The organism is Nocardioides marinisabuli, assembly GCF_013466785.1.
GTDB classification, from domain to species: Bacteria; Actinomycetota; Actinomycetes; order Propionibacteriales; family Nocardioidaceae; genus Nocardioides; species Nocardioides marinisabuli.
The window spans coordinates 2,358,961-2,374,914 of the sequence record NZ_CP059163.1; the positions used below are offsets into that span (position 1 = coordinate 2,358,961).

A 15,954-nucleotide genomic window follows, 5' to 3' on the forward strand; every position below is an offset into this window, starting at 1 on the left:
CAGGGACTATCCGCGCAGGCGACGCGGGCCCCTAGCCTGGGGTGATGGCCGCCTTCGACGTGTCCGCGGAGACCTACGACCGGTTCATGGGCCGGTTCTCGCGACCGCTCGCGCCGGTCTTCTGCGACGCGGTGCTGCCCGGGGGAGGGGTGCCGGCGTCGGTGCTCGACGTCGGGTGCGGGCCGGGGGCGCTGGTCGAGGAGCTGTCGCGGCGCTGTACCGCCGCCGGTGCCGACGTACGACGGTTGGCCGCGGTCGACCCGGCCCCGACGTTCGTCGCCGCCGTCGCGGACCGCCACCCCGACGTGGAGACGCTGCAGGCCGGGGCCGAGGAGCTGCCGTTCGTGGACGACGAGTTCGAGGCGACCCTGGCCCAGCTGGTCGTGCACTTCATGGACGACCCGGCCGCCGGGGTCGCGGAGATGGTGCGGGTGACGCGGCCGGGCGGGCTGGTCGCCGCCTGCGTGTGGGACCACGGCGGTGGGCGGGGGCCGCTCTCACCGTTCTGGTCGGCCGTCGAGTCGCTGGCTCCCGGCACCGCGGCTGCGCCCTCGACCGGGTCGAGCGGCGGTGACCTGGAGCGCCTCTGGCGGGCCGCCGGGCTGGCCGCGGTGCGCGAGGAGCGCATCGGGGTCCGGGTCGACTTCACCGGCTTCGAGCAGTGGTGGGCGCCCTTCGAGCGGGCCGCCGGGTCGGTGCGCGCCTACCTCGACCGGCTGGAGCCGTCGGAGGTGGCGCGACTGCGCGACTTCCTGCGCACCCGCCTCGGCGAGGGGCCGTTCGCGGTCGAGGCGGAGGCATGGTGCGTCAGCGGTCAGGTGCCCGGCTGACGGTGCCCGCGTCTGCCGTCCTGGCCGCCCTCAGCGGCGAGTCGCTCAGACGGGGGTGACGCCGGGCGCCGACGCGGCGGCGACGTCCCGCAGCAGGCCGTGGGTGCCGGTGAGCTTCATCAGGCGCAGCGCGGCCGGGCTGGCGTTGTCGACCATGCAGGCCCGCCCAGCGGCGAGGGCGCGGCGGCGGCACCACATGACCGCCCCGAGGCCGGCGGCGTCCATGAAGGTGACGCCCGCGAGGTCGAGGTCGAGCGCGGAGGAGTCCGTCGGCACGGCGAGCGCAGCCGAGAAGCTCAGGCGCAGGTCGTGCACGGTGGCGAGGTCGAGCTCGCCGCTGACGGCGTGGCTGGTGGTGCTGGTGTGCGGTGTTGCCACCGAGGTGGCGAAGTCGTTGCCCATGGCGGGCCCCCAAGCGTGGTGGTGCAGCGCCGAGTCTCGACGCCTGTTCACTCCTTCGAGAGTAGGCGCCGACACCTAGTACGGCCAGGCGGCGCCGCACAAACCCCCGTAGGGGTGGTCTGGTACGGCGCCGCCCGCCCACGCGTCGGCGGCCGGCTCAGGGCTCGAAGGTGACCACCAGGTCGTCGCCGTCGACGTCGACCTCGACCTGGAAGGCCAGGTAGGAGGTGTCCTCCTGGGGCTGGTAGTCGGGGCGCCCGAACCCGTAGGACTCGTCGGCCTCGAAGGTCGCCGTGGCCTCGCCGTCGCTGAGGTAGAGCGTCTCGGGGAACTCGCCGCTGAGGTAGATCTCGCCCAGGTCGGGGGCCTGGTCGAGGGTCCACTCGACGTTGCGCGGGTCGTCGCCGAACGAGAACGCCGACTGCGGGCAGCCCTCGGGCTCCAGCTCGGTGCTGGCCATGCACTCGTCGAGGTAGGCGTCGACCTGCTCCTGCAGCTGGTCGCGGAACTCCTGCGTCGGCTGCGGGGTCGAGACCGACGCGATGCTCGCGTAACCGCCGGGCTCGACCACGGTCGGCTCGCCGTCGAGCTCGAGGAACGGGTTGTCGGCGTACGGGTCGACGTCGTAGCTGCCGGGCAGCAGCCACTGGTCGGCCCCCGGCTCGACGTCGACCTGCACCCCGTTGACCGTCAACGTGGCGGACTCCTCGTAGATGCTGCCGATCCCGGCCAGGCCGGCCTCGCCGACGACCCAGTCCCCGAAGACGCCCCAGCGGCGCCCGTCGCGGTAGAGGGTCAGGTCGGCCGTGGGCTCGCCGCTGAGACCCTCGAGGCGGACCTCGACCTCGGCGGTGTCGCCGCTGACGTCGGTCGAGACGATCTCGTAGCCGGTGACCCGCTCCTCGGCCGCCTCGTAGACCTCGCGGGTGAACAGGTCGGTGGCCGCGTCGTCGCCGAAGCCGATCGAGAACGCCAGGCCCTCGGGCTCGAAGTCGAAGGGCGCCAGGTCCTGGGCCTCGTCGAGGTCGCCGGCGACGACCGCGTCGAGGTAGGCCTCGACCCGGTCCTCGGGGCCGAAGAACGTCGAGTCGACGACGCGGTAGCCGATCGCCAGCAATGCCAGCACACCGACCACGCCGGCCCCGGCCAGCACCAGGCGGCGGTCGCGGCGCTGCTCCTCGGGCGTGCGCGGGCGGGGAGCCGGCCGGTCGCCGTCGGTCGCGACGGCGGTCTGCTCGCCCGCGTGCAGCGGACGCGGGCGGTCGAGGAGACGGCCCACCCGCTCGGGCAGCCTCGGCGACAGCGCCGGGGCGACGGTGCGGCTGAGCCCCTCGGCCAGCAGCGCCCACGCAGCGAGCACGAACATCGACCAGAACGCCGGCGCGAGGACCACCTGGCCGCTGAACTCGGCGATGCCGCCGCCGATGACCAGGACCCCGGCGACCCACAGCACGAGCCCACCGACGAGCCCGGCCAGCGGCAGCACCGCCCACGACCAGGCGTCGGCCCCCGCCGGGCGCACCCGGCGACGGTGCCAGGCCACCGACACGAGCAGGGTCGAGACCAGGGCGGCGAGGGTCAGCACGACCGCCAGGCCCACGTTCTCGCTGAAGAGGAAGAGGTGCTCGCCGCCGGCCGAGAGCGCGCCGAGGTGGGCCAGCTCGACGAGGTAGACCGCGACCGTCGGCGCGCCCACGAGCAGCACGACGGCGGCGTCGACGCCCTCACCGACCAGCGCGAGCAGCGCCGCGAGCGGGACCCCGACGACCAGCCACCCGAGCAGCACCGACCACATCAGCCGCAGGCCCACGACCAGGTCCAGGTCGAGCGCCGGGTGCCACCGGGGCCGGGCCGACCAGCGCCCGCCCCACAGCGCACCCAGGGTGAGCAGGAGCGCCCCGAGGAACAGGCTCGGGGAGGCGGTGTGCGCCACCGACCCGTCCACGCGCATCGCCAGCACCCGCATCAGCACCAGCAGCACGACGCCCAGCGCGACGCCGAGCAGTGCGCCGGAGCGGACCCGCTCCAGGGTGGTCGTGGGTCGCGCGGCCTGCCGCTCGGCCCTGCGGGCCAGCAGCGCGGTGACGGCGACGTACGAGCCGCTCACCCAGTAGACGGGCGCGTAGAGGCTGCCGCTCAGCCCCTCGAACGAGAGCCCCATGGTGCCGAGCAGACCCATGCCGAGCACCTGGAAGGGCAGGAAGAGCAGCACCCCCGCGCCGCTGGCGTCGCCGTCGTCGACCGGTTCGGTGCCGCTGACGACCAGGGCCAGCAGCATCAGCAGGGTGAGCACGACCGCGGCACCGAAGGCGGCGGCCAGACCCAGCAGCACGGGCCGCAGGTCGGCGCGGGCCTCGCCGAGCAGCGCACCCGGCGTCACCCCCGAGGACGACGGGCCGGACGGAGCCTCGGGGGAGGGGGCGGTGGTGGAGCCTGGCGGGGGCCCGGAGGGCGGGGTCGGAGGGAGCACTCGCCGAGGGTAAAGGAATCTGGCCCTCCCGGGGCTGTCGTGAGTAGCGTGCGGGCGTGCAGGTGCTCCCCGACCTCGTCCCCGACCAGCCGCGCGTCGTCTTCTGCGGGCTCGCGGGCGCCGAGAGCACCAAGCACCGTGACCACTACTACGAGACGCCCGGCAACAGCTTCTGGGAGTCGCTGCACCTCTCGGGGCTCTCCCCGCGGCGGCTGCAGCCGCACGAGGACCACCTGGTGCCCGACCTCGGCCTGGGTCTGACCGACCTGGTCGGCCACTGGGACCCGCGCTGGGTCGAGATCGACGACCTGGCCGAGAAGTGCGAGCGCTGGCAGCCGGAGTGGCTGGCCTTCACCAGCAAGGCCGTCGCCCACGAGGCCTCCCGGGCGACGGGGCGACGGGGTCGGCCGGGTCTGGGCGTCCAGGACTGGTACGTCGGGCCCGCCCAGGTCTTCGTCCTGCCCGGGGTCTCCGGTGCCAACCAGCGCCACGACTACGACGGACGGCCCAACCGGCTCTCGTGGTGGCGCGACCTGGCGATGATCGCCGCTGCCTGACCGGGTACCCGTGCCGACCCGCGGCGCGGGCTCAGCGGCGGGCTGCTGCCCTGCCGCGCTCGATGTCCTCGACCAGCTGCTCGGCCGGCACCGTGAAGGCCGTGATCGGCACGACGACGTCCTTGCCCGCGCCCTTGACGTCGATCAGCACCCCCGCGGGGCCACGTTGCTGGACCCGGGCGCCGCGGATCGTCGACCAGGGCCACGTCTCGTCGGTGCGGTAGCCGCGGTAGGTCAGGGACTCGGGCCCGATCTCGAGCTGCCAGCGGTGCAGACGGCCGGTGAGCAGACGCACCAGGTCGGGCGCGGAGCCCAGGGCACCCACGACGGTGACCAGGATCCAGCCGTGGCCCTCGAGCGCGGAGAAGTCCGTGACCGCCAGGTAGACCCAGGACGCCGCCATCGCCAGCGCGGCGAACCAGGCACCCAGCAGCGGCCACACGGTCGCCGCCGGCGCCCGGTGCACGCCCACCCCCGCGGCGGTGGTCCTCATCGGGCGTCGCCGCCGAGGGCGCGCCAGCGCCGAGCAGGCGGCGACCAGCAGCAGACCGGCCGCGAGCGCGGCCAACCGCAAGGACCAGCCCACCGCCCCGTCCCGGACGAGGGCGACGCCGGTGGTGGCCGCCGTGGAGACGACCAGCACCGCCAGGACGGCCGCGACGTACCACCGGGGGACCAGCGGCCGATCGGGCACCGTCCGGTGCTTGTTCCGCTTCGGCCCGCTCACGCGGGGAGGCCCCCGGCGAGCGCGTCGAGCACCTCGGCCGTCGACAGCACCGTCGCGAACTCGCCGTGCAGGCTGGTGGCGGTGGCCCGAGCCAGCTCGGCGGCGCTCATCGTGGTGCCGTCCGGGCCGGTGCGGTCGAAGGTGTGGGTCGCGTCGAGCACGAACGTGACGGCGTACCCGAGGTTGCCGCCGACCCGCGCCGTGGTCTCGCAGCAGTGGTTGATGGTGATGCCGCAGACCACGATCTCGCCGATGCCCTCGCCGCGCAGCCATGCGTCGAGGTCGGGGGAGCCGTGGAAGGCGGAGTTGACCTGCTTGGTCACCAGCAGCGCCGGCTCGAAGCCCTCGAGGTAGTCCTTGAGGGCGTGGCCGGGCTGTCCGGGGAAGAGCGGGCTCTCGGGGCTCAGCGAGGAGTGCTGCACGTAGACCAGCGGGCGCCCCGAGGCCGCGAACGCGCCGACCAGCGCGGCGACGTGCTCGTCGCAGTCGGGGTTGTCGCGCGGACCCCACCACGGCTCGTCGAAGCCCTCCTGCACGTCGATGACTACGAGGGCGGCGTCGGCACCGATGGGGAGGCGGGTCACCCGGCGGACGCTAGCGGCGCCCGGCGTCTCACCGCGTCACCCCTGGTGTTTACCCCGACGTGTCGGCGGGGCAGGGTGAGGCGCATGGCTGATGCCCCGCACGGACTCGTCTTCCCGCTCGACCCCGCCGGCCAGAACCGTACCGACGGGCCGCCGCGTCGCAGCACCACCGCGACCGGCCGCGGCGTCGTCGCCGACGCGCTGCGCCCCGTCGACGCCGTCGGCGCCCGCGCCGCCGAGCGCGAGACCGCCTGGCGTACCCAGTACCTGCCGTGGTTCCGGCTGCTGGTCGAGGCCGGCCTGGCCACGCCCGACGACGCCGTCGCGGTCGCCCGCGGCGGCCTCGACTCGCTGCACGCGCGGATGCGGGTCATGACCGGCGAGGGCGACGGCTCCGACGTGGCCCTGGCTGACTGGCCCCGCAGCACGACCGGCTTCGGCCAGGTCGAGATGCACGGCGCCGGCGAGCCGCTGCGCGAGCTGGTGCTGCCCTACCGCGGCGAGCGGCTGCGCGGCGACGACGTACGCCGCCGCGTCGAGCAGTGGGTGCTGGCCGGGGTCGTGGAGCCGACGCTGGCCGAGGCCGTCGACGCGGTGGTGGCCAACCCCGACTGGCTGCGCCTGGAGGGCCACACCGTCGCGGTCGTCGGCGCCGGCTCGGAGATGGGGCCGCTGCAGGCCCTGACCCGCTGGGGCGCCCGGGTCGCGGCGATCGACCTGCCCCGCGAGGACGTGTGGGAGCGGGTCAGCGACACCGCGGTCGCCGGCGCCGGCACCGTCGTGGCCCCCGCCGTCGAGGGCCGCCCCGGCGCCGACCTGCTCGCCGACGTGCCCGCGCTGGCCGACTGGCTCGCCGAGCAGCCCGGCACCCTGGTGCTCGGCAACTACGTCTACGCCGACGGCGCCACCAACGTGCGGGTCTCCACCGCCGTCGACGAGCTCAGCCGCCGCCTCCTCGAGGCCCGCGACGACGCCGCCCTGGCGTTCCTGGCCACCCCCACCGACGTCTTCGCGGTCCCCGGCGACGCCGTCGACCAGGCCCTGGCCGCCTACTCCGGGCGCGGCCGGCTCAGCAAGGGCCTGGGCCGCCCGCTGCGCACCGTGTCGGGCGGGCGCCTGCTCCAGCGCCCGTACGCCGGCCCGGCCGACCCCGGCCTCAACGACTCGCTGGTGCCCCAGCAGGGCCCCAACTACGCGCTGGCCAAGCGGCTGCAGCGCTGGCGCGCCACCGTGGCGCGCCACGAGGGCCGGCTGGTCTCGATGAACGTCGCGCCCCCGACCCGCACCCGCTCGGTGGTCAAGAACCGCGCCCTGGCCGCGGCGTACGCCGGCGCGCACCGCTTCGGCGTCGAGGTCTTCGACCCCTCCACCTCCAACGTGCTGATGGCCGCGATGCTGGTCCACGACCTGCACACCGGCGGCGGACCGCGCCACGAGCACCCCTGGCAGGACGAGGCGTACGCCGCCGCGCACGGCGGGCTGTGGCGCGCGGCGTACTCGCCCCGCAGCGCCCTGGGCCTGGCCGCGCTGCTCGGCGTCGGCGGCGCCCGCGGCTGAGCCGGTGAGCACACCGCCCGACGACCCGGACGCGGTCTACCGCGCGCCGGGCAGGTACGCCGTGATGGGCCTCGCCGCGCTCCTCGTGCCGGTCGGGGTCTTCCTCGTGGTCGGCGGGCTGCGGGCCGAGGCGCCCGCCTTCCCGATCGCCCTGGGCGTGCTGCTCGCGGTCCTGGGGGCGACCGGCGTCGGCAGCCTCACGGCCCCGCGGCACGGGCCACGAGCCGACCCACCACCCGCGGTCGCCGTCGCGGGTGGCCTCGCGCTGCCGCTGCGGCGTACGCAGGCGCTGCTGCGCGCCGTGGCCGGCGTCGCGCTGGCGCTGCTGGGGGTGCTGATGGTGCTGGTCGCCGACTCGGCCGGCCCGCGCGTCCTGGGGGTGCTGGTCGTCCTGGGGGTCGTCGCAGCGGCCGTGCTGGCCGTGCGCACCGAGACCCGGCTGGTCGTGGGCCCCGACGGGCTGCGGGTGCCGGGCGGGGTGGGCCGGGCGCAGACGGTGGCGTGGCGCGACCTCGTCGAGGTGGCTGCCGTCCGTGGGTGGCAGCCGCACCTCGTGGTCACCACCCGGGGCCCGTCGCTGGTGTCCTGCCGGCTGCTGCCGCAGGCGTGGCCGGCCTCCGCGCTGGTGGCCCTCGTCGAGCACCACCGCCGCAAGGCCGGCGACCGGTCGGCCCTGGTCGAGCCCGACGCGCTGGAGCGTTTCCGCTCCTGACCCGCCACGGGGCTGCTTGACTGTGGCCGCCGTCACAGGGGCGGTGGCGCAGGGCGCCCAGGTCGAGCCGGGAGAGTGGTCGTGAACGACTCCGCACTGATCAGCGTCGGGCTGCCCGTCGCGCTGGCCATCATCATGTTCGGTCTCGGCCTGTCGCTGCAGGTCGACGACTTCCGCCGGGTGGCGCGCAGCCCGCGGGCCGTGGCGGTGGCGCTGGGGCTGCAGGTGCTGGTGCTGCCGGTGATCGCGTTCGTGCTGGTGCTCGGCTTCGACCTCGACCCGCTGCTGGCCGTCGGCGTGATGCTGCTCGCCGCCTCGCCCGGCGGCACCACCGCCAACCTCTTCAGCCACCTCTTCCGCGGTGACGTGGCCCTCAACGTCACCCTCACCGCGATCAACTCGGTGCTCGCGGCCTTCACCATCCCGCTCATCACCAACCTGGCCATCGGGTACTTCGACGCCGACGGCGAGCTGGGCCTGCAGGTCGGCAAGGTGCTGCAGGTGATCGCCATCGTGCTGGTCCCGGTCGTGCTCGGGATGGCCGTGCGCAGCCGCAGCCCCCAGCTCGCGGCCCGCTCCGACAAGCCCGTGCGGGTCTTCTCGATCGTGGTGCTGGTCGTCGTCGCCGTCGGCGCGCTGCTGGGCGAGCGCGAGAACCTCGCCGACTACGTGCGCCAGGTCGGCCTGGTCACCGCCCTCTTCTGCGCCGCGAGCCTGACCCTGGGCTACGTCGGCGCGCGGGCGCTGCGCCTCGACCAGGCCCAGGCGATCGCCAGCTCGATGGAGGTCGGCATCCACAACACCACCGTGGCGCTGACCATCGCCCTCAGCGTGCTCGACAGCACCGAGGTCGCGATCCCGAGCGCGGTCTACTCGGTGATCATGTACGTCTTCGCGACCGCCTTCGGGTTCCTCGTCACTCGCGGGGCGCGCGGGCGCGAGCCGGCGCGCGTGGCCTGAGCGGGCGCCGTACGCCGCCGCGGGCTCAGGCGGGGTGCGCCACGGCGGGCAGCGCGACCAGGAGGTCGTGGGTGCCGGTCAGGTGCAGCAGTCGCTCGACCACGGCGCTGCTGGCCACGACCCGGCACTCGGCGCCCGCGGCGCGGGCGCGTCGCTGGCACCAGACCAGCGCGCCCAGGCCGGCCGCGTCGAGGAAGACGACCCCGGCGAGGTCGACGTCGAGGCACTGGGTCGCGAAGGGCAGGGCGCGCGCGAGCGCGTCGCGCAGCGTCGGGACCGAGCCCAGGTCGAGCTCCCCGGTGAGCACCAGGCGCGCATGGCCCGTCGCGACGGGGGTCGCGACGACCGCGAGGTCGTGCTGCACAGCGATCCCTCCCCAGGCCGGCTGCGGGACGCCGGTCCCGGCGCCATGTCCTACCCAACGCCCCGGCAGCCGCTCGGGTGCCCGTGCGCGCCGAGAACGACCCGAAGATGACCCGAACGTGCGTGGCGCATGGCCCGTCCGGGCCATGCCCCGCCGCCGTCGCGGTTCGGGGGAGAGGGTCAGCCCAGCAGGCCGAGCTCCCGGGCCCGGGTGCGCAGCTCGTCGCCGTCGTCGCCGTACGCCGTCTGCGGGCCGGTGTGCTCGCGGGGGCCCTCCAAGTTGCCGTAGCGCGCGACCTGCTCGCCCAGGCTGAGCCGGCGGATCAGCACCGCCTCGACCCGGCCGGGGTGCTCGGCGGCGCAGTCGGCGTAGATCGCCGGGTCGTGCTGGCCGTCGTCGCCGACCAGCGTCCAGCGCAGCTGCGGGAAGTCCTCCATCAGCCGGCGCAGCTCGGTCGTCTTGTGCTGCCGCCCGGAGCGGAACCAGCCCCGCGGGGTGGGGCCCCAGTCGGTCAGCAGCGCCGGGCCGGCGGGGTAGCCGTGGCGCTCCAGGAACCGCCCGATCGCCCCGGCGACGTTCCAGGCGCCCGTCGAGAGGTAGACCACGAACGTGTCGGGCCGCTCGGCGAGCAGGTCGCGGTAGAGCCCGGCCATCCCCGGCACCGGGAGCCGGTCGACCTCACGGCTCACGAAGGCGTTGCGGAAGGCCACCAGGGGCCGGGGCAGCATCGTGACCATCACGGTGTCGTCGACATCGCTGACCAGCCCGTGGCGCGCCGACGCCGCCACCACCCGCAGCTGCGCGGTGGTCACCGGGTCCTCCGGGTCCTCGGTCGTCAGCCTGGCCGTGGCCCACCCCGGCGCCAGGTCCGCCGGCAGCCGGACGTCGACGTACCCCTCGCGGTCGGACTCGACCCGGGTGCCGACCCCGCCCACCTCGATCGTGACGGGCACGCCGGCCGCCGACTGGGTCGCGAAGCGGCGCCAGCCCCGGGCGTCCTCGGGGTGCCGCGCCGCCAGGCTGCCCTCGGGCACCAGCACCACCCGCGCCAGCACCCGCACCCAGCTGCCCTCGAGCCCGTAGCCCACGTGCGCCACGACCCGCGGCACCCAGCCGGCGCGACGCAGCCCGCCGCCGACCAGGCGCTGCACGGCGTCCTCGGCGCGCATGGCGAGGTGGTCGGCGCGCTCGACGGGTCCGGGCCTGCTCATCGGCCCAGCGAAGCACATCGCGGCGCCCAGGTGGAGTGGGTGGGCCTGGATAGGCTGCCCAGATGTCCGGGCCCCCGACGCTGCTCCTCGTCGGAGCCGGTCACACCCACCTGCACCTGCTGCGCCACGCCGACCGGCTGCGCGCCGCGGGTTGGGCGGTCGAGCTGCTCGCGCCGCGCTGGTTCGACTACTCCGGGGTGGGCTCCGCGGTCGCCACCGGGGCGTTGCCGCTGGCGGCCGGACGGCTCGACGTGGCCGGGCTGGCCGCGCGCAGCGGCGTACGCCACCACGAGGACGTGCTCGCCGACCTCGACCCGGTGGCCCGGGTCGCCACCACCGCGAGCGGGCGGCGGCTGTCGTACGCCGTGGCCTCGCTCGGCATCGGGTCGGTGACCTCCGACCTCGGGGTGCCGGTCGGGCCGGACGTGGTGACGGTCAAGCCGCTGGCCGGGCTGCAGAGCCTGGCCCAGCGGCTGGCGCCCGACGGGGCGGCGGTCGTGACCGTCGTGGGCGCCGGGCCCTCGGGGCTCGAGGTGGCGGCGCAGCTCGCGGTGCGCCCGGGCGTGGCCCGGGTGCGACTCGTCGACGGCGGCCACGAGATCGGCACGTCGCTGCCCGCCGGGGCACGTCGGTACGTCGAGCGGGTGCTCGCGGGCCGTGGCGTGGAGGTGCTCACCGGTCGCGGGGTCGCCCGGATCGGCGCGGGCAGCGTCGTGCTCGACGACGGCGCGGTGCTCGAGCACGACCTCGCGGTCCTCGCCGGCGGGCTCGCCGCCCCACCGCTGCTCGCCGCCACCGGCCTCGGCGACGCCGCCGGGGCGCCCGTGCGGGCCACCCTGCAGCACGTCGAGCACGACGACCTCTACGCGGTCGGCGACTGCGCCCACTTCACCCCGGCGCCGCTGCCCCGGATCGGGGTCCACGGGGTGCGCCAGGCGCCCGTGCTGCTCGCCGCCCTCGAGGCCCGCGGGCGCGGCGAGGACGCCGGAGCCCACGTCTACGAGCCCCGGCGCCACTTCCTGTCGGTCGTCGACCTCGGCGGTGGGGTCGGCGTGGCCAGCCGCGGTCGCTGGTGGTGGGGCGGGCGGGCCGCGCTGCTGCTCAAGCGGCGCATCGACCGGCTCTGGATCGAGTCCTACCGCGCCGCCGGCGGCTGAGGCCGGCTGTCGGGAGAGGTCAGCCGGGGGTCCCGGCGGAGCCGATGTTGACCAGCCAGATGATCCCGAACCGGTCGACGCACTGCCCGAAGACGTCGCCCCAGGCCTGCTTCTCCAGCGGCACGTGCACCTCGCCGCCCTCGGCCAGCGCCTCGAACCACCCGCGCAGCCGGTCCTCGTCGTCGCCGGAGAGGCTCAGGCGCACCGTGGTGCCGTGGTCCACCACCTCGCCGGGGCCGATGTCGGAGGCCATCAGGGCGACGCCGTCGGCCGACGTGAGCTGGGAGTGCATGACCAGAGACGCGAGGTCGCCCTCGGCGCCCATGTCGCCGTACGTCATCACGCTCAGCTCGCCGCCGAAGACGGACTGGTAGAGCGTCATCGCCTCGCGCGCGGTGCCGGTGAGGGTCAGGTAGGGGTTCAGCAGGACGGGCACGGCAGCTCCTCGGGTGGGGTGGGCGGCCCGCTGTCGGGGACCGCTGCACCTCCGACCACCGCGGGCCCCGGAAGTCATCGCCCCATCCCTCGTTCGGGTGATCTTCCCGGACCCCGTGGTGGGGTGAGGCTGCTGCGCCTACAGTTCGTGGTGCGGGCAGCGGGGCCCGCGGGACGAGCGGAGACGAGCACGTGCGGGCCGGCATCCAGCAGAGCATCGCGGCGATCAGCGCCGCGGCCTGCGTCGTGCTCGCGAGCGGGGCGGCCGTGCCCGCCCAGGCCGTCGTCCCGACCTCCCGCGGCGTCGTCGCGGAGCAGTCCACCGTCGTGGTCCGCGGTCTCGCCTTCCCCGCGGGGCGCGCGATGCGCCTGGGCCTGGTGGGCTGCGAGAGCGTCTACGACCGGGTCGCGGAGACGCCGCAGGCGATGATCGGCACCGGCCCGGCCACCGCGCCGGCGGGGGAGCGCAGCCTGCGCTACGACCTCGTCGGCGGCAACGCGCTCGGCCCGCTGAGCTACGTCTCGTCGGTCGCGCAGACCCGCAGCGCCGGGCTGACGGCGTACGCCGCCGAGGGCACCACCGGCGTCGTGTGGGCCGGCTACCAGGAGCCCGCGGACCGCCACACCGGGCGCGTGTGGTTCGGCCGCGCCGAGGTGGCCGTGCCGGCCGGGCGGTGGACCCGCATCGAGGCCGTCGACCTGACCTACAGCTGGACCAAGTGGGACATGTACGACCAGGCCCCCGTCGCCGACGCGTCGAGCGAGGCCGTGCCCGACGGCACGCTGGCCGACATGGTGGTGCGCCACCGCGGCGACGGCGCCGGGTTCGTGATGAGCGGGCTCGGCTGCGACGGCAACGAGTTCGCCATGGACGCCCTGCGCCTGGAGACCGCCGGCACCGCGACGACGTACGACCTCGAGGGCCTGGCGACGACCGCGTCGATGCTGGCCCCGCCCGCGAACCGGGTCGCGGCCGGACAGCCCGTCGAGCTGCGCGGCGCCCTGGTCGACAGCACCGGGGCCGCGATGAGCGGCGTGACGATGATCCTCGAGAAGCGCGTCGTCGGCACCACCGGCTGGGCCGTCGCCCAGGTGGTCGAGGTCGACGGTGGCGCTGCGGTGGCCGAGGTGGCCCCCGAGAAGGCGACGAGCTACCGCTGGCGCTTCGCCGAGCGGCCGATGGCCGAGGGCAGCGTCTCCCGGGCGGTCACCGTCGAGGTGGCCCCGGGTCCCGGTGCGGGTGACGGGCCCACCGAGGCGCCCTCCGAGGGACCCTCCGCCGGGCCCGCTGACGAGCCGTCGTCCAGCGCCGGCCCCAGCGGGAGCGCCGCGCCGAGCGCGAGCGCTGCACCGAGTGCGAGCGCCGGTCAGAGCCAGAGCGCCGGCCCCAGCTCCAGCCCCAGCCAGGGCGCGGGTGGGAGCACCAGCCCGAGCACCAGCCCGAGCGGCAGCGCGAGCGCGGGTGCCGGTGCGTCGACGAGCGCCGAGGTCGACCCGACGCCGTCCGAGTCCGTCACGGCAACCCCCACGACCTCGCCGTCGGCGTCCGCCACGGCGACCTCGACCGACCCCTCCTGAGACACCCGCGCAACAGCGACGAGCGCCGGCGAGGGGGTGCCTCCTCGCCGACGCTCGTCCCGCGTGCCGACCCCTGACCGGGGCGTGGTCAGGTCAGACGCGAGCCTTGCCCTTCGACGACATGCCCTCGGCCACGCCGATGAGCAGCACGGCGGCGACCACGGCGACGACGAAGCCGAGGATGTTGAGCTCGAAGATGTCGCCCGTCCCGAGCGCGCTGGCGACGATGCCGCCGATGAGGGCGCCCACGACGCCGAGCGCGAGGGTGCCGAGCAGCCCCAGGGCCTGCTTGCCGGGCTTGATGAGCCGGGCCAGCGCGCCGATGATCAGGCCGACCACGAGCAGTCCGATGATGTTGAACATGGTGTGTCCCTCCTAGCCGTCCTTGTCCCGTCCGATGTCCGGACGGCAGATTGACGTTACGCGCACCTGTGGCGCTCGGGGTTCACCCGTTGGGGGTGCCCGGGAGTCGACGCGGCTCGTCCGCGGCGCACGGCGCGCACGTAGGCTGACGCCCCGTGCAGTGCGACTACTTCGACGCGGGTGCGTGCCGGTCGTGCACGTGGATGGGCCGGCCCTACGCCGAGCAGGTCGCCGACAAGCAGCGCCACGTCGAGGGCCTCCTCGCCCCGGCGCTGGCCGGCCGTCGCCCGGTCGCGTGGCTGCCCGCGGTCACGGGCCCCGAGGAAGGGTTCCGCAACAAGGCCAAGATGGTCGTCGCCGGCACCCCCGACGCGCCCACGCTGGGGATCCTCGGCGCCGACGGGCGCGGCACCGACCTGCGCCACTGCGGGCTGCACGAGCCGGGGCTCCACGACGCCCTGCCCGTCCTGGCCGAGCACGTCGTCCGCGCCCGGCTGACGCCGTACGACCTCACCACCCGCCGCGGCGAGCTCAAGCACCTGCTCGTCACCCGCTCGCCCGCCGGCGAGCTGATGGTGCGCTGGGTGCTGCGCTCCACCGAGCCCGAGGCGCGGCTGCGCAAGCACCTGGGCTGGCTGACCGACCGCCTGCCGGTCGCGGTGGCCTCGATCAACGTGCAGCCCGAGCACAAGGCGGTGCTCGAGGGGGAGCGCGAGATCGTGCTCACCGACGCCGCCACCCTCGAGATGCGGCTCGAGGTCGGCGCCGGGCTGCGGCTGCACCTGCGGCCGCAGTCGTTCTTCCAGACCAACACCGCGGTCGCGACCGCGCTCTACGAGCAGGCCCGGGCCTGGGTCGAGGAGACCGCGCCCGCCTCGGTGTGGGACCTCTACGCCGGCGTCGGCGGCTTCGCGCTGGCGCTCGCCGCGCCCGGCCGGGCGGTCAACGGCGTCGAGATCGCGCCCGAGGCGGTCGCCTCGGCCCAGCAGTCGGCGGGGGAGGCGGGGCTCGAGCAGGCCCGCTTCGTCGCCGCCGACGCGACCGCGTGGGCGCTCGAGCAGCCGACCGCCGACCACCCCGACCTGGTCGTGGTCAACCCGCCGCGGCGCGGCATCGGCCCCGCGCTGACCGGCTGGCTGGAGTCGTCGCGGGTGCGGCACGTCCTCTATTCCAGCTGCAACGCCGCCACGCTCGCCCGCGACCTGGCCGCGCTGCCGTCGTACGACGTCGAGGCCGCCCGGCTGCTCGACATGTTCCCCCAGACCACCCACCACGAGGTGCTGGTCCGACTGCGCCGCCGGGGGTGAGGGGGCGGCGCGGGAGTTTCATCGGGTACCCGATGGACCTGGCGCCACCCGGCTGAAGGTTCGTGGTGGTGGCGCGAGCTCTGTCGGGTACCCGATGAAACTCCCGCGGCCGCCGTGCGCCAGGTCTCGTCCACAGGCGGGGTGGGGGCGGGGGGTTCCACAGGGGCGGTGGTGCGTGGGTACGGTCGGCACGTGAGCGCCACCGACTACTGCGACCTGTGCGACCTCCCGCTCTCGACCTGCGTGCACGGGATGCCCAAGCCCGTGGAGCCGCCCCCGGCACCCCCGAAGGCGCCGCCCAAGGCCTCGCCCGTCACCCGGCGTCGTACGACGACCGCGGCGTCGGCTGGCTCCACCGCCCCCGCGGCGCCCGCGCGGCCGCGCCGGCGCACGCCCTCGGTCGACTTCAAGCCGTGGATCGTCAAGCTGCTCCAGGAGGCCGGTGGCCAGGCGGAGTCCGACGACCTGCTCACCGAGCTCGCCGAGCGTCTCGGCGACGTGCTGCGCCCCGGGGACCTGGAGAAGGGCCCGACCGGCGAGGTGCGGTGGCGCACCGCGGCCCGTACGGCGCGCAAGGAGCTCGCCGACGACGGCCTGCTGCTCGCCCCGCGCCCCGGCACCTGGGCGCTGACCGACCGCGGTCGCGTCGAGTGGGTGCCCGACCTGCCCTCCGCCTAGGCCACCGCCGCGGGGTCGTGGCTCGGGTCGTGGGTCGGGTCGTGGCCCCTGGCCGCGCCAGG

The 15,954-nt window shown here is 75.6% G+C and carries 17 protein-coding genes; 9 read left to right on the top strand and 8 right to left on the bottom strand.

Features of this window, described 5'->3' with window-relative positions; all coding sequences use genetic code 11:
• Positions 1-44: 44 nt before the first annotated feature.
• Positions 45-830, top strand: a complete 786-nt coding sequence (locus tag H0S66_RS11275; protein ID WP_179615472.1) for a class I SAM-dependent methyltransferase — start codon at positions 45-47, stop codon at positions 828-830.
• A 45-nt stretch (positions 831-875) separates the two neighbouring features.
• Here H0S66_RS11275 and H0S66_RS11280 read toward each other — a convergent pair whose 3' ends face one another.
• Both H0S66_RS11280 and H0S66_RS11285 read right to left on the bottom strand, forming a co-directional pair.
• Complete coding sequence (locus H0S66_RS11280) at positions 876-1,232, bottom strand: STAS domain-containing protein (RefSeq protein WP_179615473.1); 357 nt, start codon at positions 1,230-1,232, stop codon at positions 876-878.
• A gap of 157 nt (positions 1,233-1,389) precedes the next feature.
• The gene (locus tag H0S66_RS11285; RefSeq protein WP_179615474.1) at positions 1,390-3,702 is read right to left on the bottom strand and encodes a hypothetical protein; all 2,313 of its coding nucleotides are present in this window, start codon (positions 3,700-3,702) and stop codon (positions 1,390-1,392) included.
• A 56-nt stretch (positions 3,703-3,758) separates the two neighbouring features.
• Between H0S66_RS11285 and H0S66_RS11290 the strand changes: the two genes are divergently transcribed.
• Entirely contained in the window at positions 3,759-4,259 is a 501-nt protein-coding gene (locus H0S66_RS11290) for a mismatch-specific DNA-glycosylase (protein WP_179615475.1), read from the top strand.
• Between the two features lie 31 nt (positions 4,260-4,290).
• On the opposite strand, the gene H0S66_RS11295 is transcribed toward H0S66_RS11290, so the two are convergent.
• Positions 4,291-4,953 (bottom strand): hypothetical protein, encoded by a 663-nt coding sequence (locus H0S66_RS11295; protein ID WP_179615476.1) that lies wholly within the window; start codon positions 4,951-4,953, stop codon positions 4,291-4,293.
• A 29-nt stretch (positions 4,954-4,982) separates the two neighbouring features.
• On the bottom strand, positions 4,983-5,570 hold the full coding sequence (locus tag H0S66_RS11300) for a cysteine hydrolase family protein (protein ID WP_179615477.1): 588 nt from the start codon (positions 5,568-5,570) through the stop codon (positions 4,983-4,985).
• Between the two features lie 84 nt (positions 5,571-5,654).
• Here H0S66_RS11300 and H0S66_RS11305 point away from each other — a divergent pair, with 84 nt between their 5' ends.
• The 3 genes from H0S66_RS11305 (at position 5,655) to H0S66_RS11315 (ending at position 8,799) form a co-directional block, all read left to right on the top strand.
• Positions 5,655-7,127 carry a hypothetical protein gene (locus tag H0S66_RS11305; RefSeq protein ID WP_179615478.1) on the top strand — a complete coding sequence of 491 codons (1,473 nt, stop codon included), beginning with the start codon at positions 5,655-5,657 and terminating at the stop codon, positions 7,125-7,127.
• A gap of 4 nt (positions 7,128-7,131) precedes the next feature.
• Complete coding sequence (locus H0S66_RS11310) at positions 7,132-7,839, top strand: hypothetical protein (protein ID WP_179615479.1); 708 nt, start codon at positions 7,132-7,134, stop codon at positions 7,837-7,839.
• Positions 7,840-7,920: 81 nt separating this feature from the next.
• Positions 7,921-8,799, top strand: a complete 879-nt coding sequence (locus H0S66_RS11315) for a bile acid:sodium symporter family protein (RefSeq protein WP_179615480.1) — start codon at positions 7,921-7,923, stop codon at positions 8,797-8,799.
• A 25-nt stretch (positions 8,800-8,824) separates the two neighbouring features.
• Here the strand turns inward: H0S66_RS11315 and H0S66_RS11320 are convergent, their stop codons facing one another.
• Both H0S66_RS11320 and H0S66_RS11325 read right to left on the bottom strand, forming a co-directional pair.
• Positions 8,825-9,163 (bottom strand): STAS domain-containing protein, encoded by a 339-nt coding sequence (locus H0S66_RS11320; protein WP_179615481.1) that lies wholly within the window; start codon positions 9,161-9,163, stop codon positions 8,825-8,827.
• 179 nt (positions 9,164-9,342) lie between these two features.
• Complete coding sequence (locus H0S66_RS11325) at positions 9,343-10,374, bottom strand: App1 family protein (protein WP_179615482.1); 1,032 nt, start codon at positions 10,372-10,374, stop codon at positions 9,343-9,345.
• Between the two features lie 62 nt (positions 10,375-10,436).
• Here H0S66_RS11325 and H0S66_RS11330 point away from each other — a divergent pair, with 62 nt between their 5' ends.
• Entirely contained in the window at positions 10,437-11,531 is a 1,095-nt protein-coding gene (locus H0S66_RS11330) for an NAD(P)/FAD-dependent oxidoreductase (RefSeq protein ID WP_179615483.1), read from the top strand.
• A 19-nt stretch (positions 11,532-11,550) separates the two neighbouring features.
• Here the strand turns inward: H0S66_RS11330 and H0S66_RS11335 are convergent, their stop codons facing one another.
• Positions 11,551-11,967 carry a VOC family protein gene (locus H0S66_RS11335; protein WP_179615484.1) on the bottom strand — a complete coding sequence of 139 codons (417 nt, stop codon included), beginning with the start codon at positions 11,965-11,967 and terminating at the stop codon, positions 11,551-11,553.
• Between the two features lie 191 nt (positions 11,968-12,158).
• Here H0S66_RS11335 and H0S66_RS11340 point away from each other — a divergent pair, with 191 nt between their 5' ends.
• Entirely contained in the window at positions 12,159-13,544 is a 1,386-nt protein-coding gene (locus H0S66_RS11340) for a hypothetical protein (protein ID WP_179615485.1), read from the top strand.
• A 93-nt stretch (positions 13,545-13,637) separates the two neighbouring features.
• Here H0S66_RS11340 and H0S66_RS11345 read toward each other — a convergent pair whose 3' ends face one another.
• Entirely contained in the window at positions 13,638-13,907 is a 270-nt protein-coding gene (locus H0S66_RS11345) for a GlsB/YeaQ/YmgE family stress response membrane protein (RefSeq protein WP_218876294.1), read from the bottom strand.
• A gap of 155 nt (positions 13,908-14,062) precedes the next feature.
• Here H0S66_RS11345 and rlmC point away from each other — a divergent pair, with 155 nt between their 5' ends.
• Positions 14,063-15,214: a 23S rRNA (uracil(747)-C(5))-methyltransferase RlmC gene (rlmC, locus tag H0S66_RS11350; RefSeq protein ID WP_179615486.1), complete on the top strand. Its 1,152-nt coding sequence runs from the start codon at positions 14,063-14,065 to the stop codon at positions 15,212-15,214.
• Between the two features lie 192 nt (positions 15,215-15,406).
• On the top strand, positions 15,407-15,892 hold the full coding sequence (locus H0S66_RS11355) for a winged helix-turn-helix domain-containing protein (RefSeq protein WP_179615487.1): 486 nt from the start codon (positions 15,407-15,409) through the stop codon (positions 15,890-15,892).
• Positions 15,893-15,954 lie beyond the last annotated feature (62 nt).

Bases quoted from the DNA above. Each gene is read 5' to 3' on its own strand.
- H0S66_RS11275 (WP_179615472.1), top strand. From the start codon at position 45: ATGGCCGCCTTCGACGTGTCCGCGGAGACCTACGACCGGTTCATGGGC.
- H0S66_RS11280 (WP_179615473.1), bottom strand. From the start codon at position 1,232: ATGGGCAACGACTTCGCCACCTCGGTGGCAACACCGCACACCAGCACC.
- H0S66_RS11305 (WP_179615478.1), top strand. From the start codon at position 5,655: ATGGCTGATGCCCCGCACGGACTCGTCTTCCCGCTCGACCCCGCCGGC.
- H0S66_RS11325 (WP_179615482.1), bottom strand. From the start codon at position 10,374: ATGAGCAGGCCCGGACCCGTCGAGCGCGCCGACCACCTCGCCATGCGC.
- H0S66_RS11330 (WP_179615483.1), top strand. From the start codon at position 10,437: ATGTCCGGGCCCCCGACGCTGCTCCTCGTCGGAGCCGGTCACACCCAC.
- H0S66_RS11345 (WP_218876294.1), bottom strand. From the start codon at position 13,907: ATGTTCAACATCATCGGACTGCTCGTGGTCGGCCTGATCATCGGCGCG.